Origin of the sequence: Streptomyces sp. WG5 (genome assembly GCF_049974565.1) — a bacterium.
Taxonomy (GTDB): Bacteria; Actinomycetota; Actinomycetes; order Streptomycetales; family Streptomycetaceae; genus Streptomyces.
On sequence record NZ_JBNGGC010000007.1, the window covers coordinates 151,277 to 173,951 of the forward strand.

Genomic DNA, 22,675 nt, shown 5'->3' on the forward strand with positions numbered 1-22,675 from the left:
TTCGCTGCCGCAGTGTTCAGGGAGAGCTGGACGAGGCCGGAAAATGATGATGGACTGACCGGAGCGACGGCAGTACGGCTGCCTTCTGCAACTCGCGGTAGGAGAGATTGGTGCATCAGTCGACTCTCGGGCCCTGGCTGCGCAGGCCGATGGTCCGACCGGAAGCGGATCTGCGTCTCGTGTGCTTCCCGCACGCGGGCGGCGCGGCATCCTCGTTCCGTCCCTGGCAGCGCTTGCTGCCGGACGGGATCGAGCACGTGACCGTGCAGTACCCCGGCAGGGAGGACCGGTTCACCGACAGTCCGGTCGACTCGATGGACGTCCTGGTCCGCGAGGTCGCCGACGCCCTCGGCCCGCTGCTCGACGGGCCGTACGCCCTCTTCGGGCACAGCATGGGCAGCGCGGTCGCCTACGAGGTGGCTCTGGAACTGCGGCGCCGGGGCTTCCGGGCGCCGGTCCGGCTGCTGGCCGCCGGCCGGGCATCCCCCCATCACGCGGTGGTGGGCGACATCCACCGCCGGGGCGACGACGCGCTGGTCGACGAACTGGCACGCTACGGCGCGACGCCCCGGGAGGTACTCGCGGACCCGGAGCTGCGGGCCGCCATCCTGGGGTACGTCCGCAGCGACTACCGGCTGATCGAGACGTATCGGCCGTCCTCCGCCGAGCCGTTGGACTGCCCGGTCAGCGTCTTCTTCGGTTCCGAGGACCCCGAGTGCGGCGCACGGGACGCCGAGACGTGGTCGAGCACCACCCCGCACCCCCTGAGCACCACGGCGTTCGACGGTGGCCACTTCTTCCTCGTCCCCCAGCGCGCCCTGCTGGCCGAGGCCATCGGCCGGGACCTGGGGATCGGCTTCCGGCGCCCCGTGCGCACCTGGCCCAGCACCCCCTGAGACCTGAAAGGACGTCACTGTCATGGTCGCGGACTACTACACCGCCTCCGCGGAGTTCTACGAGATGGTGGCCGCACGCCACGTACGGACGAGCGCCGGGCCCCTCGCCGCCGCGCTGGCGGCGGTCGACACCACCCGGGGCCCCGTGGTCGAGATCGGGGCGGGCACCGGGCGGATCACGGCCGCCATCGCCCAGGCCCTGCCGGCCGTCCCGATCATCGCCGCGGAGCCGTCCGTTCCGATGCGGGCGATGCTGACCAGCCGGGTGTTCGCGGACGAGGACCTGCGGAACCGGGTGACGGTCGTGGCGGAGCCCGCTCAGCGGCTCACCCTGCCCGACACCGTCAGCGCTGTGGTGATCTTCGGAGTGGTGGGCCACCTCACCAAGGCCGAACGCGCTGATCTGTGGCGGAACCTGCGCGACAGGCTGCCCGACGGCGGCCCGGTCATCGTGGAACTGATGGGGGTCGGCACCGCCCGTCACGTGCCGCCCTTCAGGATGCTGCGCGAGACGATCGGCGAGCAGACCTACGAGTGGTGGACGGAGGCCGAACCCGTCGGGGGCGAGGTGATGCGCTGGCGGACGTCCTGGAAGGTCTTCCGCCGAGGCGAACTGGTACGCAGCACCTCCGACACCTACGACTGGGAGAACCTCAGTCTCGAGCAGCTCGCGCAGGAGGCCGGAATGAGCAGCAGCCTGGTGAGCGCCGGGGGCGTTCCCGGGTCACCGGAGATCGGCAAGCTGATCCGGTGACAGGGCACCGGCCCGAGCGGGCCACCCCGTCTTGACAATCGTTTTCATCAACGCTTTCATGGGTCCTGCTCGGCCCACCCTCGTCGGTCCGCACCACTCCGGTCCCGGCGTCGTCCCGCCCGGGACCGCGCGGCACTCGGGTACCCCGCCGTCTCCACCTGCCGGGTCCCCGCCCTCCCGGGAGAGGCGGACACGAGGACGGCGGGGCCCGGGTGTGTGGCAGACCCACATCACTGGTCCTTCCACCCCGCGCACCCTCCCGGCCAGTCAACCCCTCCCCGCCACTGCGAGACGGTGCCGCCGCACCTCCGCGGGGCGCGGCCCGCACTGCTACAGCGGCCAGTACCCGCCGCCGACCGGAAAGCGAGACCTCTCGTGACCCATCGGGACTCCTTCCCCGAGCGCAAACTCACCTTCACCGGCGACCCCGTCGCCGTCGCGGCCGCGCTGTCCACGGGCACCGACGCCCCCCATCTCCTCTATGAGCAGGGCGGCTCCGTCACCTGGAGCGAAGGCGAGTCCGTCGTGATCGAGGTGGACGGGGCGTCCGTCCGGCTGCACGGTACGGACACCGAGCCCGTGGAACTGCCCGCCGGCGCTCACCCACTGGCCACCGTCGGGGAACTCCTGCGGACCCGGACCGCCGGTGTCGGATCGGCGCACGGCTGGATCTCCTTCGAGCTCGCCCACGTCCTCCACGGGGACGGCGCGGCCGGCGACGGAATCCTTGCCCGGTTCGTCGTCCCGGAACGGGAGTTGGAGCTGACACCGTCCGCGGCCGTACTGCGGGCCGACGGACCGGAGGCCCTCGACGATCTGGAGAGACGGCTGCACACGGCCGTCGCCACGGAGCCGGCGGGACGGCGGATCACCGTCGACCTGGAGGAGCACGCCGACCGGTACCGCACGGCTGTCGCCGACGTCGTACGCGCCATCCACGCGGGGGAGTTGGACAAGGCCATCGTCTCCCGCACCGTGTCCGTGCGGGCCGAACTCGACCTTCCCGCCACCTACGTGGCGGGGCGGCGCAGCCATCTCCCGGCCCGCTCCTTCCTGCTGCGGCACGGTGGGTGGGAGGCCGCCGGCTTCAGCCCCGAAATCGTGGCCCGTGTCGACGCCGACGGCCTCGTCACGGCCCAGCCACTGGCCGGCACCCGAGCGCTGACCGGTGATTCCGACGCCGACGCGGCCCGCCGTGCCGACCTCCACCGCGACGCCAAGGAGGTGTACGAGCACGCCGTGTCCGTACGCCTGGTACAGGAGGAACTGAACACGGTCTGCCTGCCGGCGTCCGTGCGCACGGAGGAGTTCATGGCCGTGGAGGAACGGGGGAGCGTACAGCATCTCGCCTCCCGGCTGCGGGGCCGGCTGGCCCCCGGCCACGACCGGTGGGGCGCGCTCGCCGCGCTGTTCCCCGCCGTGACCGCCTCCGGGATACCCAAGAAACCCGCTCTCGCGGCGACCCGCCGTGTCGAGGAGCGGGAACGCGGGCTGTACAGCGGCGCGGTGGTGCGGCTGGAGGCTGACGGCACCCTGGACGCGGCCCTGGTGCTGCGCACCGTCCTGCGCCGGGACGGCCGGACCTGGCTGCGCGCCGGAGCCGGCATCGTGGCGGGCTCCGACCCGGAACGGGAGCTGGAGGAGACGAGGGAAAAACTCCGGGCGGTCAGCGGTCACCTGGTGCCCGCCTCCCCGGCACCGCCGTCGGACGACGAGGGGAGGGAGCCCGTGGCCGGCACCGTGACGGCACCGTGAACCGGAGCGGAGGCACGCGCGCATCGGCGTCACCGGGGCCGGCCGTGGCCGCGACGGCACCGCCCGCCCCGCCCTGGGGGTCGCTGCCAACGGCGCCCTCGTCAAGGGCGGAGGTGACGCGCGGCCGTCCGCCGGCCACGCCGGGGTACCGCTGTGCACCGGCGTGGCGGCGCGGCGGACCGACACCGCCGGCACCGCACGCACGGCTGTCCGCTCCGGTGCCCCCGGATGCCCCGGCGGCTCCGGCTCCGGCTTCGGCCCCGCCCTCGCGACACCGCATCGCGGCGGAGCCCCGCCGGAGCGCCGCCCGGTTCACCACCGACCGCGGTGGGGCCCGCCGCGGTGACGTCCGCCCCGGGCGAGGGCACCGCGGCCGACGTGCCCGGCGGTCGATCCGGTGGCGTCGACCCGCCGCACGTCCACCCCACCCGGTCGCCGAGCGCCGGGTGGCACCACCACGGCCGGGCCGGGCCGGACCTGGACACCGAGGGAGACCCATCCGATGACCACCACCGAGCCCACGACGGCACCCGAGCGGCGCTCCGACGCCCCGCCCGCCGACGACCGCGACGAGCGGCGGCGCACCGCCGACGCACTGCGCGAACTGCGCCGCCCGGTCGCCCCGTCGATCCGGTCCGGCATCGTGCTGGGCGCGCTCGGAGCCGTCACCAAACTGGTGCCCTTCGTCGGCATCGCCGAGATCGGCCGGGCGCTGCTCGCCGACGGCCCCCCGGACCGGGACCGGGTGGTCACCGCGGCCGTCGTCGTCGCCGCGGCCCTCGTCGTCGGCTGGAGCTGCCACGGCGCCGCCCTGTGGATCACCCATCTCGCTGACGGCCGGCTCCAGGCCGACCTGCGGCGCCGCACGGTCGCCAAACTCGGCCGGGTGCCGCTGGGCTGGTACTCGGCCACCACCTCCGGACAGGTCCGCAAGGCCGCCCAGGAGGACATCGACGACCTGCACCACCTGGTCGCCCACCACGACGTCGAACTGGCCGGCGCGATCGCGCTGCCGCTCGCCGGACTCGGATACCTGCTCTGGGTCGACTGGCGGCTTGCCCTGCTGGCGTTGGCCACCCTCCCGGTCTACTTCACGGCGTACGCCTTCATGATGCGCGGATTCGGCGAGAAGATGGCCGCGCTGGACACCGCTTTCGGCCGGGTCAGCGCCGCCGTCGTCGAGTTCGTGCACGGCATCGGTGTCGTCAAGGTGTTCGGCGGCACCCGCCGGGTCCACGCCGGCTACCGCGAGGCCGTGCACGCCTACGGCGACCAGTACGTGGGCTGGGTCAGGCCGGTCCTGAAACTGGACGCGTACACCTCCATGGCGCTGTCCGTGCCGGTGATCTCCGTGGTCGGACTGGCCGGCGGCATCTGGTTCACCCACGAGGGCTGGGTCTCACCGGCCGACGTCCTCGCCGAGGTGCTCGTCGCCGCCGTCCTGCCCACCACCCTCCTCACCCTCAACCAGGGCCTGGCCGCCCAGCGCAAGGCCGTGGCCGCCGCCGGGCGCATCACCGCGCTGCTCGACGTCCCCGAACTCCCCGTCACCGACCGGCCCCGGCGGCCGAACGGCAACGACGTCGTCCTCGACGGTGTCGTCTTCGGCTACGAACCCGCCCGGCCCGTGCTCCACGGCATCGACCTGACCTGCCGCGCCGGCACCGTCACCGCCCTGGTCGGCGGCTCCGGCGCGGGCAAGTCCACCCTCGCCGCCCTCGTCCCCAGGTTCCACGACGTGGACGCCGGCACGGTCCGCATCGGCGGGACCGACGTCCGGGACATCGCGCCCGAAGAGCTGTACCGGCACGTCGGGTTCGTCCTCCAGGACGTACAGCTGCTGCACGGCACGGTCGCCGACAACCTCCGCCTGGGCCGTCCCGACGCGACCGACGACGATCTCGTCGCCGCCGCGACCGCCGCCCGCGTCCACGACCGTGTCACCCGGCTCCCGCGCGGTTACGACTCGGTCGTCGGCGAGGACGCCCGGTTCTCCGGCGGCGAGGCGCAGCGCCTCACCATCGCCCGCGCCCTCCTCGCCGACGCGCCCGTCCTCGTCCTCGACGAGGCCACCGCCTACGCCGACCCGGACTCCGAGGCGGAGATCCAGGACGCGCTGTCCACCCTGGTGAGGGGCCGCACGGTCCTCGTCGTCGCCCACCGCCTGTCCACCATCACCGGCGCCGACCGGATCGTCGTACTCGACGCGGGCCGGGTCGCCGAACAGGGCACGCACACCGAACTGCTCGCCGCCGAGGGCCGCTACGCCCGCATGTGGGCGGCCCACCGCCCCGCCGACACACCCGGTGCCGAGCCGGCCGAGGAGACCGACCGATGATCCGCCACCTGGCCACCGTCCTGGGGCCCGACCACCGGGGCGCCCTGCGCCGCTATCTGGCCTGGCTGGTCGCGTACGCGGTCCTCGAAGGCGTCGCCATGGCGTTCCTCGTGCCCGTGCTGCGCGCCGTGTTCGACGGCGACACCCCGGCAGCGCTGCGGCACCTGGCGACGCTCGCGGTCCTCGTCGTGGCCACCTGCGTCGCCCGCTACCAGCAGGCCATGCGGGGCTTCGGGCTGGCCGTCGTCACCCTCACCACCCTGCACGACCGGCTCGGCGACCACCTGGTGCGGCTGCCGCTGGGCTGGTTCACCTCCGAGAAGGTCGGCCGGGTCGCGCGCTCGGCGACCACCGGCACCTTCACCGTGACCCATGTCTTCGCCCACCTGCTCACCCCTGTCGTCAGCGGTGTCGTCACCCCCGCCACCGTCGCCTCGGCCATGCTCGTCCTGGACTGGCGGCTCGGCTCGGTCCTGGTGTGCTGCGCGCCGCTGCTGTACGCCACCCACCGCTGGGCCGCGTCGTGGATCGGCCGCAGCGAGGAGCGGCGGGAGGCCGCAGACGCCCTCGCCGGCAACCGGGTGGTGGAGTTCGCCCGGGCACAGAAGACCCTGCGGGCCTTCGGCCGCGACCACGTCGGCCACGCCCCGCTGGAGGCCGCGGTGGAAGAACGCAGCCGGGCGGGCGGGCGGATGCTCGCGGAGACCATGCCCCGGCTGCTCGCGGGCGGCCTCGCCGTCCAGCTGTGCTTCGCCGCCCTGGTGGCCACCGGCGTGGCCCTGGCCCTGGACGACGCCGTGGAACCCGCGGCGCTGGTCGCACTCCTCGCGCTCGCCGCACGGTTCGTCGGTCCGCTGTCCGAGGCCGCCGGCATGAGCGGCATGCTGCGCATGGCGGGCAACGACCTCGGCAGGCTGGCCGCCCTGCTCGACGAGCCGCCGCTGCCCGACACCGCCCCCCGCGCCGCCCTCGAACGCTCCGGCGAGATCACCTTCGAGAATGTCACCTTCGGCTACGACGACGGTGACCCCGTCCTGCGGGACGTCTCCTTCGACATCCCCCCGCGCACCATGACCGCGGTGGTCGGCCCGTCGGGCGCCGGCAAGACGACGCTCGCCCGGCTCATCGCCCGCTTCTTCGACGTGGACGCCGGATCGGTCCGCGTCGGCGGCACCGACGTGCGCGAGATGCCGGTGGAGCAGCTGATGACCCAGATCTCCCTCGTCCAGCAGGACGTCTACCTGTTCGACGACACCTTGGAGGGCAACATCCGCGTCGGCCGTCCCGACGCCACCGACGAGGAGCTCCGCGAGGCGGCCCGGATCGCGGGGGTGGACGAGATCGTCGAGCGGCTGCCGGACGGCTTCGCCACCCGCGTCGGCGAGGGCGGCACCTCCCTGTCCGGCGGCGAACGGCAACGCGTGTCCGTCGCCCGTGCCGTCCTCAAGCGCGCCCCCGTCGTCCTGCTCGACGAGGCCACTGCCGCGTTGGACCCGGAGAACGAGAAGTACGTCCAGCAGGCCCTGCGCACCCTGATGCGGGACTCCACCCTGCTGGTGATCGCCCACCAGCTGTCCACCGTCATGGCCGCCGACCAGATCCTCGTCCTGGACGAGGGCCGCGTCAGCGAGCGGGGCACCCACGCGGAACTCCTCGCCGCCGACGGCCTGTACGCCCGGTTCTGGGAGCGCCGCCGCCGCAGCCGCGGCTGGCGCCTGGTACCCCGGGCAAGGGTGGACGCCGCGGAGGCGACCCGGTGACCGGCGTCGTCGGCGGTCACCCGCACGTGGGGCGGCCCGCCGTCCGGCCCGTGCGCCGGGCCGGCCGTCCGGTGCGTGTCGGCGGGCGGCCGGCGACGGCCCGCGGCGGCGTCCCTCGCCCGTGGCCTGCCGGATGACGTGGCGGTGTACATCGGCGGTACATGTCCGCGCGGACGACAGCGTGGCCGCGTTCACCGAGGGACTGAGCGTCCTGCTGGACCGCACGGGCCCGTCACCGGCTCCGCCGCCGGGACGACGCCCCGCAGTCGGCGTGGGACGCGGAGACGGCCCCGCGCTCCCGAAGCTACGGCGAAGTGACGGGGGGCGCCTTCTCGAAGGCGGCCCACTCGTCGGCGGTGAACCGGCGGGCGGGCGGCTGAGGGTCTCGACGTTGTCGCCTGCGGCATCCTCGGCGGCCCGACGGAGGGCGTCGAGCAGTGCGGGCGCGGCAGGCGGCGCGCCCGATGAGGACGTCGCGCTCGGCGAGGCGGATGTCGCGCTCTGATGTGGGCGACGTGGCCGAGGACGTCGTTTTCGATACGACGACGATATGTCCGGAGCCGTAGCCTCGGAGTATGCGTGTGTTGATCGTCGAGGACGAGCCCTACATGGCGCAGGCCATCCGCGACGGCCTGCGCCTGGAAGCCATCGCGGCGGACGTCGCAGGTGACGGCGACACCGCGCTGGAGCTGCTGAGCGTCAACACGTACGACATCGCCGTCCTCGACCGGGACATTCCCGGGCCCAGCGGTGACGAGGTCGCCAAAAGCATCGTCGCCTCCGGCAGTGGCATGCCGATCCTCATACTCACCGCTGCCGACCGTCTCGACGACAAGGCCACCGGGTTCGAGCTCGGCGCCGACGACTACCTCACGAAGCCGTTCGAACTTCAGGAGCTCGTCCTCCGGCTCAGGGCACTCGACCGCAGGCGGGCGCACAGCAGGCCGCCCGTGCGGGAGATCGCAGGTCTGCGGCTCGACCCGTTCCGCCGGGAGGTCCACCGCGACGGCCGCCATGTCGCGCTGACGAGGAAGCAGTTCGCCGTACTCGAAGTCCTCGTCGCCGCCGAAGGCGGTGTCGTCAGCGCCGAGGAACTGCTGGAGCGGGCCTGGGACGAGAACGCCGACCCGTTCACCAACGCCGTACGGATCACCGTCTCGGCCCTGCGCAAACGGCTCGGCGAGCCCTGGATCATCGCCACCGTGCCAGGCGTCGGCTACCGCATCGACACCGCGCCCGGCACCGGACACGAGGGGCAGAGCAGTGGATAGGCAGCCCGGTGTGAGCGTGCGCGTCAAGCTCACCCTCAGCTACGCCGGATTCCTCATGCTGGCCGGTGCCCTGCTGATGGGGGCGGTGTGGGTGTTCCTCCTGAGGTACGTCCCCGACCGTGCGATGCTCTACAACCCCGACGACAGGCCCAGTGGCGGTGTTTTCCCCGTCCGGTCCGCTCTCCTGGACGTCTTCGCTCCGAGGGCAGCCGCAGTACTGACATTCCTGCTGGTGTTCGGCCTCGTGGGAGGGTGGATCCTCGCCGGCCGCATGCTCGCTCCGCTGACCCGCGTCACGGACGCCACCCGCATGGCCACCAACGGATCGCTCTCCCACCGCATCCGGCTGCCGGGCCGCGGGGACGAGTTCCGCGAACTCGCCGATGCCTTCGACATCATGCTGGAGCGGCTCGAGGCACACGTCGCCGAGCAGCAGAGATTCGCCGCCAACGCCTCGCACGAACTGCGCACGCCGCTGACGACCACGCAGGCTCTCCTCGACGTGGCGCGCAACGATCCGCACCGCGACATCGACGAGCTCGTCGAGCGCCTCCGCGTCGTCAACGCCCGGGCGATCGGCCTCACCGAGGCGCTGCTCGTGCTCAGCCGCGCCGACAAGCAGGCCTTCACCCGGGAGCCCGTCGACCTGTCCCTGCTCGTGGAAGAGGCCGCCGAGACATTGCTCCCGCTCGCCGAGAAGCGCGGGGTCGCCGTCGACACCTCCGGTGACGTCGCCACGGCTTCCGGGTCGCCGGCGCTGCTGCTGCAGATGACGACGAACCTCGTGCACAACGCCATCGTGCACAACCTGCCCGAACGGGGTTCGGTATGGGTCCGCACCGGCGTCCGCTCCGGGAGCGCGGTACTCACTGTCGAGAACAGCGGCGAGAAGCTCTCCCCAGAGTTGGTCCCGACCCTGACCGAACCGTTTCAGCGCGGCACCGAACGCATCCACGACGACCACGCCGGGGTCGGCCTCGGCCTGGCCATCGTCCAGCGGATCGTCCACGTACACGACGGATCCCTCGCCCTCACCCCGCGCGCCGACGGCGGCCTGCGTATCGCCGTCCAACTGCCCGCCCCGGAACCGCATTCAGCCAAGCAGGTCAGGAACTCGATCAGTGAGTGAAGCAAGACAAGACGTCGCGGACGCGCGGCAGCAGGTTGAAGCGGACGGGCACGCCGAGTCCGCCGTGTACGCCGAAACCGCCGAGACCACCGTGAAGCGCTCGGTCGTCCACCGGGCGATCGGCAGCCTGTCCCGGCCGGGGCCGTGGAGGCGCGGCCGAGTGCTCGCGGCGCTGGCGCTGCTGCTCGGCCTGCTCCTGCTGCTGCATGCGCGGATACCGAACCGGATCGGGAACATCGGCAGTCTGGTGGAGACCGCCCTGCCGTGGTGCGGCCTGTTCGTCCCGGCGCTGCTCGCCGGGGCGCTGTGGCGTCGGTCCGCCTTGGCGGTCGTCGCGCTGCTGCTGCCGGTCGTGACATGGGTGAGCCTCTTCGGCGGGCTGCTCATCGACAAGTCACACGCGGGCGGCGACCTCACCGCGGTCAGCCACAACGTCGACGCCGGCAACCCCGACCCCGCCGGCACCGCCCGCGACCTGGCCGCCTCCGGCGCGGACCTGCTGGCCCTGGAGGAGATCACCGCACAGGCGAAGCCGGTGTACGAGAAGGAGCTGGCGACGGCGTACCCGTACCACGCGGTGCAGGGCACGGTCGGGCTGTGGAGCAAGCGGCCGCTGTCGGATATCCGGCCGGTCGACATCGCGCAGGACGTCGGGCCGCTGGGGGACTCCAAGCCGGCCGACGTCAAGCTGGCCGACAACCGGGCGCTGCGTGCCACGGTGGCCACCGGCCACGGGCCGCTGGCCGTGTATGTGGCTCATCTGGGATCCGTTCGCGTGAACCCGAGGGGAGGCTTCTGGACGGCGAGCCGGGACAGGAACGCCGAGGCGCTCGCCGAAGCCGTCGCCGCCGAGCAGAACAGGCGGGTGGTGCTGCTCGGCGACATGAACGGCACCACGGACGACCGTAGGCTCGACGGCATCACCTCACAGCTGCACTCGGCCCAGAACGCGGCAGGGAACGGCTTCGGCTTCAGCTGGCCGGCGAAGTTCCCGATGGTACGGATCGACCACATCCTCACCCGGGGCGTGGAGCCGCGGAGTTCGTGGGTGCTGCCGGCCACCGGGAGCGACCACCGGCCGGTGGCGGCCCGCGTCAGCTGGTGACCGCATCCCCGTACGGGACATGCCGGAACAGACTGGACCGGGAATCGCGGACCATACCGCCGGCGTATCGAAAACCGCATACGCCCCCGCAACACCGCGTTGCCTTGACTGACGGCATGTCCTACAGCGAACCCGTACACACAGCAGCCGGAACCCGGCGGTACCCGGGGGCAGGCGCCTCGGGCGGGCCCTTGACCGTCTGGCCGATCAGCACCACCGAGCACTTGGCGTTCGTACGATCCCAGCGCTCGGCCAGCTTCCTGCAGACGCCGGCCTGGGGCCGTGTGAAGACCGAGTGGCGCAGCGAGTCCCTCGGCTGGTTCGACGGCGGGCAGCTGGTCGGCGCCGGGCTCGTCCTGCATCGCCCGGTGCCGAAGCTCGAACGGTTCACGCTGGCCTATCTGCCCGAGGGCCCGCTCATCGACTGGACCGGTGATCTCGGCGTGTGGCTCGACCCTCTGGCGGCTCATCTCAAGGCGCACGGCGCGTTCGCGATCCGGCTCGGCCCGCCGGTGCGCACGGACACCTGGAGCGCCGTCCAGGTCAAGGAGGGTGTCGCCGACCCGGGCACCAAGCGGCTCACCGAGGTGCCCGGCCAATGGTCCGACCCGGTCGGCGCCCAGGTGGCCGGCCGGCTCAGGGGGGCGGGCTGGCTGCCGCAGAGCCCTCAGGACGGCTTCGGGGTCGGGCATCCGCAGTTCAAGTACGAGCTACCGCTGGCCGGCAGGAGCGAGGACCAGCTCCTCAAGGGCATGGACCAGCAGTGGCGCCGCAACATCAAGAAGGCGGCCAAGGAGGGAGTCGAGGTCACGGTCGATACGGTCGGCGCGAGCCTGGAGGCGTTCCACGACCTCTACGTCCACACCGCCGAGCGGGACCGCTTCACGCCCCGGCCGCTGGGCTACTTCGAGACGATGTTCGCCGCGCTGAGCGCGGAGGATCCCGAGCGGATCAAGCTCTACCTGGCCCGCCACCAGGACGATTTGGCCGCCGCCGCGATCCTGGTCCGCGTCGGTGCCCACGCGGTGTACTCCTACGGCGCCTCCTCCACCGACAAGCGCGAGGTGCGCGGCTCCAACGCCTGCCAGTGGGCGATGATCCGCGACTCGCTCGCGGCCGGCTGCGACGTCTACGACCTGCGCGGCATCACCCCCACCCTCGACGCCGACGACCCGCACGTCGGGCTCATCCGGTTCAAGGCCGGCACCGGTGGCCGGGCGGTGAGATACGCGGGCGAGTGGGACCTGCCCCTGCGGCCGATGGTCTACCGGGCCTTCGACCTCTACATGAGGCGCCGCGGGCGGTAGGCCCGACCGGCAGCAGGCGGGAGGCCCGACTACGCAAGCCTGGCGACCACTTCGTCGAGGCGGGCCCCACGGGACGCCTTGACGAGCACCACGTCGTCTGCGGTGAGGTGGCCGCGCAGCCAGGTGACGGCCGCGCCGTTGCCGTCGAGCACCACCGCACGCTCCCCCACTCCGTCGGCGATCGACCGGGCGGCCTCGCCGACCACGGCCACCACGTCGGCGCGGGCGGCGGCGTACTCCCCGATGGCACGGTGCTCGGCCGCACTGGCGTCACCGAGTTCGAGCATCTCGCCGAGTACGGCGATGCGGCGCCCGCCCTCGATCGCCGCCAGCGCGTCCAGGGCGGCGCGAGTCGAGTCGGGGTTGGCGTTGTAGGAGTCGTTGAGCAGCGTCGCGCCACCGGCGAGGACGCGCAACTCCATCCGCCACTGAGACAGGGAAGCGGTGGCCAGCGCCGCCCCCGCCAGGTCGAGGGGTACTCCGGTCGCCAGCCCCGCGGCAGCGGCGGCCGACGCGTTGAGCGCCTGGTGGGCGCCCACGTGCGGCAGCGTGACGGAGGCGCGGGCGTCGGCGGTCCGCAGCGTGCAGGACGGACGGCCGAGCGCGTCGAGGTCCAGGCCGAGCATCGTCACGTCGGCGTGCTCCGCCCGGCCGAAGGTCAGCACGGGGCCGTCGGTGAGCGCACGCATCGCGTCCACGCGGGGATCGTCGGCGTTGAGCACGGCGGTGCCGCCGGGCGCGAGCCCCCGTACCAGCTCGCCCTTGGTCTCGGCGATGGCCGCGCGTGACCCGAACTCGCCGAGGTGCGCCTGGCCGACGTTGAGGACGACGCCGATGTCGGGCGCGACCAGGCCGGTGAGCTCGGCGATGTCGCCGATGTGGCGGGCTCCCATCTCCAGTACGAGGAACCGGGTGGCCGCGTCCGCGCGCAGCATGGTGAGCGGCACACCGAGTTCGTTGTTGAGCGAGCCGATCGTGGCGACCGTCGGTCCCGCGCTCGAAAGCACAGCCGCCAGCAGGTCCTTGGTGCTGGTCTTGCCCTGCGAACCGGTCACCCCGATCACGGTGAGGCCCTCGCGCAGCCGGGCCACGACGTGCGCGGCGAGCGCCTGCAGCGCGGCCCGAGCGTCCTCGACGACGACGGTGGGCAGCGGCGTGGGCCGGGAGCCGAGCACGGCCACCGCGCCGGCCCGGCCGGCCTGACCGGCGTATTCGTGGCCGTCGACGTGCTCACCGGCGAAGGCGACGAAGAGGCCGCCCGGCTCGGCCTGCCGGCCGTCGAGTACGGCCGGCGCGGTCACCGTCACGCACGCGTCGCCCTCGACCGTCCCGCCGACGATCGCGGCGATCTCGCCGAGGCTGAGGGGGATCACGCTGATTCCTTGCACGTCATGCCACCAGTCAATGCGCCGCGGTGTATCGCCGGCATATCGAAATCCACATACGTTCCGGCAACACCACGACGCCTCGACTGTACGTATGATTCACAGGGAACCGCCCCGCATCACCGTCTATGGATGCGGCCCCGACGAGGCCGTCTTGTTCCGAGAGCTGACGCCTCGCTTCGGCGTGACGCCAGTCATTACGGACGCGCCGGTATCCGAAGCGAATATCGAGCTGGCGTCCGGAAGCCGATCCATCAGCGTCGGCCACAAGACTCCAATCGCCAACGCCGCTCTTCTCGCGCTTGGCCGAGCCGGCGTGACGTACATCTCCACGCGGAGCATCGGGTGCAACCACATCGATGTGGAATACGCGGCCGGCATCGGCATCACGGTGGAGAACGTCAGCTACTCGCCGGACAGCGTGGCCGACTTCACGCTGATGCTGATGCTGATGGCGGTACGCGACGCGAAATCCATCATCCGGCGCGCGGATGTCCACGATTGCCGGCTGAACGAAGTGCGCGGCAAGGAACTGCGCGATCTGACCGTCGGCGTGATCGGTACAGGACGTATCGGCGCTGCGGTCATGGACAGGCTGCGCTCTTTCGGCTGCCGCACACTCGCCCACGACAAGCGTCCCAAAACCACCGCCGAATACGTTCCTCTCGACGCTTTGCTGCAGCAGAGCGACCTGGTCACGCTCCACGCACCGCTCAACCCGGACACGCATCACCTGCTGAACCGGCAGCGTATCGAGCAGATGAAACAGGGCGCGCTGATCGTCAATACCGGACGAGGGGCGCTCATCGACACCGAAGCCCTTGTGTCGGCACTGGAAAGCGGCAGGCTCGGCGGCGCTGCACTGGATGTGGTCGAGGGCGAGGAAGGCATCTTCTACGCCGACTGGCGGACCGGGCCCATGAAAAGCAAGTCACTGCTGCGGCTGCAAGAGCTGCCGAATGTGCTCATCAGCCCGCACACCGCCTACTACACGGACCACGCCCTGCGTGACACGGTCGAGAACTCCCTCATCAACTGCCTGAAATTCGAAAGCGGGAACCAGCATGGATAAGCTGAAGGTCGGCATCATCTTCGGCGGCCGTTCCGAAGAGCACCCCATCTCCGTCAAGTCCGCACGAGAGATCGCCCGGAACCTCGACGCCGAGAAGTACGAACCGCTCTACATCGGCATCACGAAGGACGGTGCCTGGAAGCTCTGCGACGGCCCCGACGTGAACTGGGAGACAGGAAACTGCCGTCCGGCCGCACTGTCGCCGGACAGCACCGTGCACGGACTGCTTGTCCGGGAAGAGGGACAGGCGCAGGGGCGGTACGAGACGGTCCCCCTGGACGTCGTACTGCCCGTGCTGCACGGCAAGCGCGGTGAGGACGGTGCGATGCAGGGGCTGCTCGAGCTCTCCGGCATCCCCTATGCGGGCTGCGATGTGCAGAGTTCCGCACTGTGCATGGACAAATCCCTTGCCTACACCGTCGCCGCGAGCGCGGGAATCGCCACGCCGAATTTCTGGATCGCCGCGGCAGACCAGAACATCGATCCCGGACTGCTCACCTATCCGGTCTTCGTGAAGCCAGCGCGTTCGGGCTCTTCTTTCGGCGTCACCAAGGTGTCCCGGGCAGAAGAACTGCAGAGCGCGGTGGAGAGCGCACGGCAGTATGACGCGAAAGTGCTGATCGAAGAGGCAGTCGTCGGCAGCGAGATCGGCTGCGCCATCCTGGGGAACGAACTCGATCCGGTGGCGGGCGAGGTGGACCGGATCGCCCTCTCCCACGGCTTCTTCCGGATCCATCAGGAGGATGCGCCGGAAACCGGTTCCGACAACTCTACGGCGATCGTCCCGGCCGACATCCTCGCGGAGTCGCGCCTGCTCGTCCAGGAGACCGCCATGGCCGTATACCGCGCCTTGGGGTGCAGCGGCCTCGCACGGGTGGACCTGTTCCTCAAGGAGGACGGAACGGTGGTCCTCAACGAGGTGAACACGTTCCCCGGCATGACCTCGTACAGCCGCTATCCCCGCATGATGGCGGCCGCAGGCATACCGCTCGGTGACGTGCTCGACCGAATCCTCTCCTTGGCCTTGGCGGGAAAGAGCCGATGAAGGACGACTTCGTATTCGTGGACGAACTCGCGTACGGAACAGCCGGAATACGCTGGGACGCCAAGTATGCCACCTGGGACAACTTCACCGGAAAGCCCGTGGACGGATACCTGGTCAATCGGATCGTCGGCACCAGGGCGCTGCGCGAAGGACTGGAACGAGCGCGCGAGAAGGCCGAATCCATGGGCTTCGGCCTTCTCCTCTGGGACGGTTATCGCCCGCAGCGCGCCGTTGGCTGCTTCGTACGCTGGTCGAAGCAGCCGGAGGACGGCCGAACGAAGGCGCGGCACTATCCGAACATCGACCGCGCCGAGATGTTCGAGCAGGGATACGTGGCCGCCAAGTCGAGTCACAGCCGGGGCAGCACCATCGACCTCACGCTCTACGACCTGGCTTCCCAAGAGATCCTCCCCATGGGCGGCGGCCATGACTTGATGGATTCCATCTCACATCACGGAGCACAAGGGATCACGCAGACCGAAGCGAGAAACCGCCAGCACCTCCGTACCCTCATGGAGGTCTGCGGTTTCAGAGCATACGACTGCGAGTGGTGGCATTACACGCTGATCGGCGAACCGTATCCGGACACGTATTTCGATTTCCCCATCGCATGGTCGAGCATGCCGACGGGACGGCATACCCGAGGGGACGTTCGACGTCTTTCGCACCCCCCTCGTGGTTAAGACCGCCCAGGCCGGCGGGAGGACCGTGTGCACCGAGCAGCCCGATGCCGGCCGCCGGTGCCTTCGCGGATCCCGCCCGCGGCGCGGGAGGCCGGGAGGGACGGAGGAAGGGGGAGTTCCGGCCGCGGTGCGTGGGGTCCGACCCGCGTGTGTGTGCCGTGCCCGGGACTCCCACCCAGACGCGGTACTCGCACGTCAGGTCCCCCTCCGACTGCCGTTGGGCCCGACGTGACAGCTGTCGCACACGCCGGTCAGTTCGAGGGTGTGCTCCACGTCGTGGAAGCTGGTGGTGCGCGCGACCTCGGCCGCCCACCGCTCGACCTCCTCGGACTCGACGGCGAGACTGAGACTGCACCGTCGGCACAGGAGGTAGTGCCGGTGTCCGTCGGCGGGCCGGGGCCGGTAGAGGCGTTCGCCGTCGCCGTCGCGCACCATGTCCACCTGACCCGCGGACTCCAGCAGGTGGAGCGTGCGGTACACGGTGGTCAGGCCGATCTCGACCCCGTCCGCCGTGAGCGCCGCGTGCAGGACCTGGGCCGAGGTGAAGCCGTCGCAGGCGGTCAACGCCGAGAGGACGGCGGCCCGTTGCGGGGTGTAGCGCCACTCGCCGCGGGTCGTTCCGTACATGGGTGTGCCTCCGTCACGGTGGGAGCCGCCGGGCGGGGCGGACGAGCGCGCCGGGCCGCCCCGCGTCGGGTCAGACGGCCGCTGCGAGGGACGAGGGGCCGTGTTCGTGCTCGCAGACCTCTCCGGTGTCCCAGGCGGGGAAGAGGTCGGCCGGGGGCACCGGCTCCCCTACGGCCATGAGGCAGGCGGCCAGGGCGGTGCGCAGGGAGTCCGCCCGGAGGCCGACACCGATGAAGACCACCTCCTGCGCGTGCGGCACGTCGCTGTCCCGCGCACCGGAGGGTTCGAAGCGGGCGACGGAGCCGGCCTGGGACCACAGACCGGTCACGCCCTCGCGCCCGGCCAGCGTGAAGAAGCCCTTGGAGCGCAGGACGCGTCCGTACGCGCCGCTGTCCAGGCCCTCGGTGACGAAGTCCCAGAGGCGCCCGGGATGGAAGGCCGCGGCCGACCGGAAGACGAAGGAGGAGATGCCGTACTCCTCGGTCTCCGGGACGTGGTCGCCGTTCAGCTCCCGCACCCAGCCCGGTGCCTGCTGGGCGCGTTCCAGGTCGAAGCGCCCCGTCTCCAGGACATCACGGGCGTCGACCCGGCCATGAACCGAGGTGATCAGCCGCGCCTGGGGATTGAGCCGGGTCAGCACCCCGCGCAGCCGATCGGCGTCGGTGTCGTCGACCAGGTCCAGCTTGTTGAGCACGAGCACGTCGGCGAACTCGACCTGGTCGATCAGCAGGTCGCTCACGGTGCGCTCGTCGTCCTCGTAGGGGGCGAGCCCGCGCTCGGCGAGATCGTCGCCGGCCGCCAGTTCGGCCAGGAAGTTGGCGGCGTCGACCACGGTGACCATGGTGTCCAGGCGTGCCACGTCGTCCAGTGCGGCTCCGTCGTCGCGGGCGAAGGCGAACGTGGCGGCCACGGGCATCGGCTCGGAGATGCCGCTGGACTCGATGAGCAGGTAGTCGAAGCGGTCCTCCCGGGCGAGCCGGTCGACCTCCTCCAGCAGGTCGTCCCGGAGAGTGCAGCAGATGCAGCCGTTGGTCATCTCCACCAGCCGCTCCTCGGTCCGGGAGAGCGCGGCCTCACCGCCGCGCACCAGCGCGGCGTCGATGTTGACCTCGCTCATGTCGTTGACGATCACCGCCACGCGCAGGCCCTCGCGGTTGGTGAGGACGTGGTTGAGCAGGGTCGTCTTGCCGGCGCCGAGGAAGCCCGACAGCACGGTGACCGGCAGGCGTCGGGACCGCATCCGCTCAGCCCTCCGGGCGCAGCAGGCCGCGCCGGTAGGCGGGCACGAGGTGCTGGGGAACCCGGTGGGTCACGCCGTCCACCGTCACGTCCACCAGGCGTGGCGTGCTCGCCTTCCACTGGGCACGGCGGTGGCGGGTGTTGCTGCGGGACATCTTGCGCTTGGGAACGGCCATGACGGGGACCTTTCGTGGGAGAACGGTGATCGGACGATCGGCGGCTACGGACACCGCAGGAGGTCGAGCCGGTACGCCTCGACCTGCGGCGGACGCTGCGCGGCCGGGCAGAGGGGCGAGACCGGAGACCGGGCCGGCGACCATGACGTTACATGAAAACGGTATTCATTGTTAACGAGGAGGGCGTGTTCCCGCCGCCCCGTTGTCCGGTTCCGGGTGCGGGCCGCCGGTCCTCCTTCGGGGGTGTTCAGAATGGTTGCCAGATCCGGGCCAGTGCCGACGTGGTGAGGACCTGATCGGGGTGTCCCTGTCCGGCGAGGCGGCCGTCCTGGAGCAGCAGGCAGGTGTCCGCCGCGCGTGCGGCCTCGAGGTCGTGCGTGGCCTGGACGACCGTCACGCCGTCGGCGACGAGTGCGGCCAGCAGTGTTCCGATCCGCGCCCTGGCCTCCGGGTCCAGCCCCGTGGTCGGCTCGTCGAGCAGCAGCAGGTCCGACCCCTGCGCCAGCCCCTGGGCGATGAGGGCGCGTTGGCGTTGACCGCCGGACAGCTCCGCCAGTTGGCGTGAGGCGAGGTCGCCGATGCCGAGCCGGTCGAGCGCGGAGTCCACGGTCGCGTGGTCCCGGCGGGTGAGCCGGCGCCATGGTCCGCGCTCGCCCCACCGCCCCATCTCCACGGTCTGCCGGACGGTGAGCGGCAGGGTGTCACCGACGGCTCCGCGCTGCGGCACGAACGCGGGTGGCAGCTCCCCGTCGTGGTGGAGTTCGCCGGATGTCGGGCGGATCACGCCGGCGAGAACGCCGAGCAGGGTCGACTTGCCGCTGCCGTTCGGGCCGACGAGTGCCGTGGTGGTCAACGTGGCTATTTCCGCGCTGAGTCGGCGCAGGACGGGGCGCCCCGGGTAGCCCGCGCACAACTCGGTGAAGCGGACGTGAGGGGTCCGCTTTCGGGGTGGGGTGGCCGAGGGGTGGGGTTTGTTGAACATGATTTTCATTGTAGTGTCCCTCGGTATGGAATGGTTGACGGCCCCGTTCGAGGTGACTTTCGTTCAGCGAGCCCTGTGGGGCGGCATGCTCGTGTCCGCGATCTGCGCGCTGGCGGGCACCTGGGTGGTTCTGCGGGGGATGGCCTTCCTCGGCGACGCCATGTCCCACGGCCTGCTGCCGGGGGTCGCGCTGGCCTCGCTGTTCGGCGGCAACCTGATGGTGGGCGCGGTGGTCAGCGCCGTCGTCATGACGGCGGGCGTCACCGTGCTCGGACGTACCCCGAGGCTGTCCCAGGACACCGGCATCGGGCTGCTCTTCGTCGGCATGCTGTCGCTCGGGGTGATCATCGTGTCGCGCTCGCAGTCCTTCGCGGTGGACCTGACCGGCTTCCTGTTCGGTGACGTCCTCGCCGTCCGCCGACAGGACCTCTTCCTGCTCGCGGCGGCGCTGTTCGCGGCGTTGGTGGTCTCGGTACTCGGGCACCGCGCCTTCCTGGCCCTGGCGTTCGACTCACGCAAGGCCCAGACCCTGGGGCTGCGGCCGCGCCTGGCCCACGCCGTGCTGCTCGGTCTGCTCGGTCTGGCCATCGTGGCCTCGTTCCACATCGTGGGAACGCTGCTCGTCCTCGGCCTGCTCATCGCGCCGCCGGCCACGGCCCTGCCGTGGGCGCGCAGCGTCCGCGGGGTGATGGTGCTCGCCGCGCTCCTCGGCGTCGCCGCCACGTTCGGCGGCCTGCTGTTGTCCTGGCACCTGGGCACCGCCGCCGGAGCGACCGTCTCGGCCCTCGCGGTCAGCCTGTTCTTCCTCTCCCACCTGGCGTCCGGTCTGCGTCACCGACGTACGCGCCTCGCCGCCGCCCCCGCCCTCGAAACCGACTGAAAGAAGCCTGAGGCGATCGCCATGACCGTCCGCAGATACGTCACTCCACGGGCTTCGGCCGCACTGGTCCTCACCGCGCTGCTCACCACGAGCTGCGCGGGGGAGAAGGACAACGACTCCCGAACCGCGGCCGGTTCCCCGTCCCCCACACCCCACGGGTACGTCGAGGGAGCGCACGAAGCCGCCGAACAGCAGTCCCGGCTGCTCCTCAACGACCCCGACAGCGGAAACAGCCGGGTCCTCGACCTCATCACCGGCAAGGTGCACAGGACGGCCCGGGTGGCAGGCGCCGTCCGGCTCGGCACGGACGGACGGTTCGGCTACCTCCACACCTCCGGCGCCACACACGTACTCGACAGCGGCACCTGGATGGTGGACCACGGAAACCACGTCCACTACTACAGCGCGGCGATACGCGACGTGGGCGAACTCCCCGTGGGACCCGAGGCACAGGTGCGCAGCGACGCCGCCGTGACCGCGGTGACCGACGAGAACGGGCGGACCGTCCTCTACGACCGCAGCGAGCTGGAGAAGGGCAGGATCGTGTCCTCTCGGACGCCGGCGGGCACCTACACCGGCGTCGTCGTGCCGTACGAGGAGCACCTGCTCGGCTTCACGGACGAGAGCGGCAGCACGAAGCTCGCCGTACTCGACCGCGAGGGCAAGCGCGTCGCCTCCCCGGACGTGGAGTGCGAGGAGCCGCGAGGTGACGCCGTCACCCGGCGCGGCGTGGTCCTGGGCTGCGCCGACGGCGCCCTGCTCGTCCGCGAGAAGGACGGTGCCTTCAGCGCGGAGAGGATTCCCCACGGCGAGGACGTGCCGGCGGAGGAGCGAGCCGTCTCCTTCCGGCAGCGGCCCGGCAGCGACACCCTCACCGCACCGGCCGGGGACGACGCCGTATGGGTCCTGGACGTCACCGAGCGGACCTGGACCCGGGTGGACACCGGACCCGTCGTGGCCGCCAACACCGCCGGGGAGGGCTCCCCGCTGCTCGTCCTCGAGACCGACGGCTCGCTGCACGGCTACGACATCGCCACCGGGAAGCAGATCGCGCGGACCGAGCCGCTCCTGACCGGAGACGAGCGACGGGCCGGCACCGACGGTACCGGCCCCGTGATCGAAGTCGACCGCAGCCGCGCCTACGTCAACGACCCCGAGGGCAAGAAGGTGTTCGAGATCGACTACAACGACGGCCTGCGCATCGCGCGCTCCTTCGACCTGGACATCGAGCCGGTCCTCATGGCGGAGACCGGCCGATGAGCCGGAACGCGACAAGGCGGCGCGTGCGCGTGGGCGTCGCGCGTCTGCGCAGTCTGATCGTGGGCCTGCTCGCCCTGGTCACGGCGGCTGCCGCCACGGCCTGCACCACCACTGAGGACCAGCCTCGCATCGTGGTCACCACCAACATCCTCGGCGACATCACCAGACAGGTCGTCGGTGACGAAGCCGACGTCACCGTCCTGATGAAGCCCAACGCCGATCCGCACTCCTTCGGCCTGTCGGCGGTCCAGGCCGCCGAGCTGGAGCGCGCCGACCTCGTGGTCTACAACGGCCTGGGGCTGGAGGAGAACGTCCTGCGGCACGTGGACGCCGCCCGCGAGTCCGGCGTCGCCACCTTCGAGGTCGGCGACGCGGTGGACCCGCTCAGCTTCCGTACGGCCGGCGACGGTGGGCCGGAGGAGGGGGAAGGGCAGCCCGACCCGCACTTCTGGACCGACCCCGACCGGGTGCGCAAAGCCACCGACCTGATAGCCGGTCAGGTGATCGAGCACGTCGACGGTGTCGACGACAGCGCGATACGCGCCCATGCCGACCGCTACGGCGAGGAGCTCACGGACCTCACCACCTGGATGGAGAAGTCCTTCGACCGCATCCCCGAGGACCGGCGCGCCCTGGTGACCAACCACCACGTCTTCGGCTACCTCGCCGACCGCTTCGGTTTCCGTGTGATCGGCGCGGTCATCCCCAGCGGCACCACCCTGGCCTCGCCCAGCTCCGCCGACCTGCGCTCGCTCACCGAGGCGATGGAAGAGGCCGGCGTACGCACCGTGTTCGCCGACTCCTCCCAGCCGACCCGGCTCGCCGAGGTCCTGCGCACGGAACTGGACGGCCGGGTCCAGGTCGTCAAGCTCTACTCGGAGTCGCTGACCGCCGAGGGCGAGGGCGCCGACACCTACCTGCGGATGATGCGCGCCAACACCACCGCCATGACCGACGGCCTGACCGGCGACTGACCCCCCGTACCCCGAAGCACCGGCAGACGGGCCGAAA

20 protein-coding genes are annotated in these 22,675 nt (G+C 71.4%); 15 read left to right on the forward strand and 5 right to left on the reverse strand.

The features are described 5' to 3' along the window. Positions 1–110: 110 nt before the first annotated feature. From ACP4IX_RS09495 to ACP4IX_RS09535, 9 genes are all read left to right on the forward strand, one after another. Positions 111–896, forward strand: a complete 786-nt coding sequence (locus tag ACP4IX_RS09495; RefSeq protein WP_426518166.1) for a thioesterase II family protein — start codon at positions 111–113, stop codon at positions 894–896. 22 nt (positions 897–918) lie between these two features. Further along, positions 919–1,650, forward strand: coding sequence for a class I SAM-dependent methyltransferase (locus ACP4IX_RS09500; RefSeq protein ID WP_426555244.1), 732 nt, complete (start codon positions 919–921; stop codon positions 1,648–1,650). A 375-nt stretch (positions 1,651–2,025) separates the two neighbouring features. Beyond that, positions 2,026–3,405 carry a salicylate synthase gene (locus ACP4IX_RS09505; RefSeq protein WP_426518162.1) on the forward strand — a complete coding sequence of 460 codons (1,380 nt, stop codon included), beginning with the start codon at positions 2,026–2,028 and terminating at the stop codon, positions 3,403–3,405. Positions 3,406–3,907: 502 nt separating this feature from the next. Next, on the forward strand, positions 3,908–5,743 hold the full coding sequence (locus tag ACP4IX_RS09510) for an ABC transporter ATP-binding protein (protein ID WP_426518160.1): 1,836 nt from the start codon (positions 3,908–3,910) through the stop codon (positions 5,741–5,743). Next, a complete protein-coding gene (locus ACP4IX_RS09515) occupies positions 5,740–7,503 on the forward strand; it encodes an ABC transporter ATP-binding protein (RefSeq protein ID WP_426555245.1) in 1,764 nt (587 codons plus the stop codon). The genes ACP4IX_RS09510 and ACP4IX_RS09515 overlap by 4 nt, the downstream gene beginning before the upstream one ends. Before the next feature lie 575 nt (positions 7,504–8,078). After that, positions 8,079–8,774 (forward strand): response regulator transcription factor, encoded by a 696-nt coding sequence (locus tag ACP4IX_RS09520; RefSeq protein ID WP_426518156.1) that lies wholly within the window; start codon positions 8,079–8,081, stop codon positions 8,772–8,774. 10 nt (positions 8,775–8,784) lie between these two features. Continuing rightward, the gene (locus tag ACP4IX_RS09525) at positions 8,785–9,903 is read left to right on the forward strand and encodes a sensor histidine kinase (RefSeq protein WP_426555246.1); all 1,119 of its coding nucleotides are present in this window, start codon (positions 8,785–8,787) and stop codon (positions 9,901–9,903) included. Between the two features lie 118 nt (positions 9,904–10,021). Further along, entirely contained in the window at positions 10,022–11,008 is a 987-nt protein-coding gene (locus ACP4IX_RS09530; RefSeq protein ID WP_426555285.1) for an endonuclease/exonuclease/phosphatase family protein, read from the forward strand. A 116-nt stretch (positions 11,009–11,124) separates the two neighbouring features. Next, positions 11,125–12,315, forward strand: a complete 1,191-nt coding sequence (locus ACP4IX_RS09535; protein WP_426555247.1) for a lipid II:glycine glycyltransferase FemX — start codon at positions 11,125–11,127, stop codon at positions 12,313–12,315. Between the two features lie 29 nt (positions 12,316–12,344). Here ACP4IX_RS09535 and ACP4IX_RS09540 read toward each other — a convergent pair whose 3' ends face one another. Beyond that, entirely contained in the window at positions 12,345–13,688 is a 1,344-nt protein-coding gene (locus tag ACP4IX_RS09540) for a UDP-N-acetylmuramoyl-tripeptide--D-alanyl-D-alanine ligase (protein ID WP_426555248.1), read from the reverse strand. 106 nt (positions 13,689–13,794) lie between these two features. Here ACP4IX_RS09540 and ACP4IX_RS09545 point away from each other — a divergent pair, with 106 nt between their 5' ends. Genes ACP4IX_RS09545 through vanX form a run of 3 tightly spaced genes read left to right on the forward strand, consistent with a single transcriptional unit; the run spans position 13,795 to position 16,500 of the window. After that, positions 13,795–14,772 (forward strand): D-isomer specific 2-hydroxyacid dehydrogenase family protein, encoded by a 978-nt coding sequence (locus ACP4IX_RS09545; RefSeq protein ID WP_426555249.1) that lies wholly within the window; start codon positions 13,795–13,797, stop codon positions 14,770–14,772. Further along, a complete protein-coding gene (gene vanA, locus ACP4IX_RS09550; RefSeq protein WP_426555250.1) occupies positions 14,765–15,817 on the forward strand; it encodes a D-alanine--(R)-lactate ligase in 1,053 nt (350 codons plus the stop codon). The genes ACP4IX_RS09545 and vanA overlap by 8 nt, the downstream gene beginning before the upstream one ends. Continuing rightward, positions 15,814–16,500, forward strand: a complete 687-nt coding sequence (vanX, locus tag ACP4IX_RS09555; RefSeq protein WP_426555251.1) for a D-Ala-D-Ala dipeptidase VanX — start codon at positions 15,814–15,816, stop codon at positions 16,498–16,500. Before vanA ends, vanX begins: the two co-directional genes overlap by 4 nt. A 195-nt stretch (positions 16,501–16,695) precedes the next feature. On the opposite strand, the gene ACP4IX_RS09560 is transcribed toward vanX, so the two are convergent. The 4 genes from ACP4IX_RS09560 to aztA all read right to left on the reverse strand — a co-directional run bounded on the left by ACP4IX_RS09560 (position 16,696) and on the right by aztA (position 19,533). Further along, a complete protein-coding gene (locus ACP4IX_RS09560; protein WP_426555252.1) occupies positions 16,696–17,127 on the reverse strand; it encodes a Fur family transcriptional regulator in 432 nt (143 codons plus the stop codon). 70 nt (positions 17,128–17,197) lie between these two features. Further along, positions 17,198–18,367, reverse strand: coding sequence for a GTP-binding protein (locus ACP4IX_RS09565; protein WP_426518140.1), 1,170 nt, complete (start codon positions 18,365–18,367; stop codon positions 17,198–17,200). Between the two features lie 4 nt (positions 18,368–18,371). After that, positions 18,372–18,542 (reverse strand): 50S ribosomal protein L32, encoded by a 171-nt coding sequence (gene rpmF, locus ACP4IX_RS09570; protein WP_426518138.1) that lies wholly within the window; start codon positions 18,540–18,542, stop codon positions 18,372–18,374. A gap of 247 nt (positions 18,543–18,789) precedes the next feature. After that, positions 18,790–19,533, reverse strand: a complete 744-nt coding sequence (gene aztA / locus ACP4IX_RS09575; protein WP_426555253.1) for a zinc ABC transporter ATP-binding protein AztA — start codon at positions 19,531–19,533, stop codon at positions 18,790–18,792. Between the two features lie 16 nt (positions 19,534–19,549). On the opposite strand from aztA, the gene aztB reads away from it, so the two are divergent. Genes aztB through aztC form a run of 3 tightly spaced genes read left to right on the forward strand, consistent with a single transcriptional unit; the run spans position 19,550 to position 22,638 of the window. Continuing rightward, on the forward strand, positions 19,550–20,404 hold the full coding sequence (aztB, locus tag ACP4IX_RS09580; protein ID WP_426518134.1) for a zinc ABC transporter permease AztB: 855 nt from the start codon (positions 19,550–19,552) through the stop codon (positions 20,402–20,404). 21 nt (positions 20,405–20,425) lie between these two features. Continuing rightward, positions 20,426–21,664: a hypothetical protein gene (locus ACP4IX_RS09585; RefSeq protein WP_426555254.1), complete on the forward strand. Its 1,239-nt coding sequence runs from the start codon at positions 20,426–20,428 to the stop codon at positions 21,662–21,664. Next, a complete protein-coding gene (gene aztC / locus ACP4IX_RS09590) occupies positions 21,661–22,638 on the forward strand; it encodes a zinc ABC transporter substrate-binding protein AztC (RefSeq protein ID WP_426555255.1) in 978 nt (325 codons plus the stop codon). Before ACP4IX_RS09585 ends, aztC begins: the two co-directional genes overlap by 4 nt. Positions 22,639–22,675: the final 37 nt, after the last annotated feature.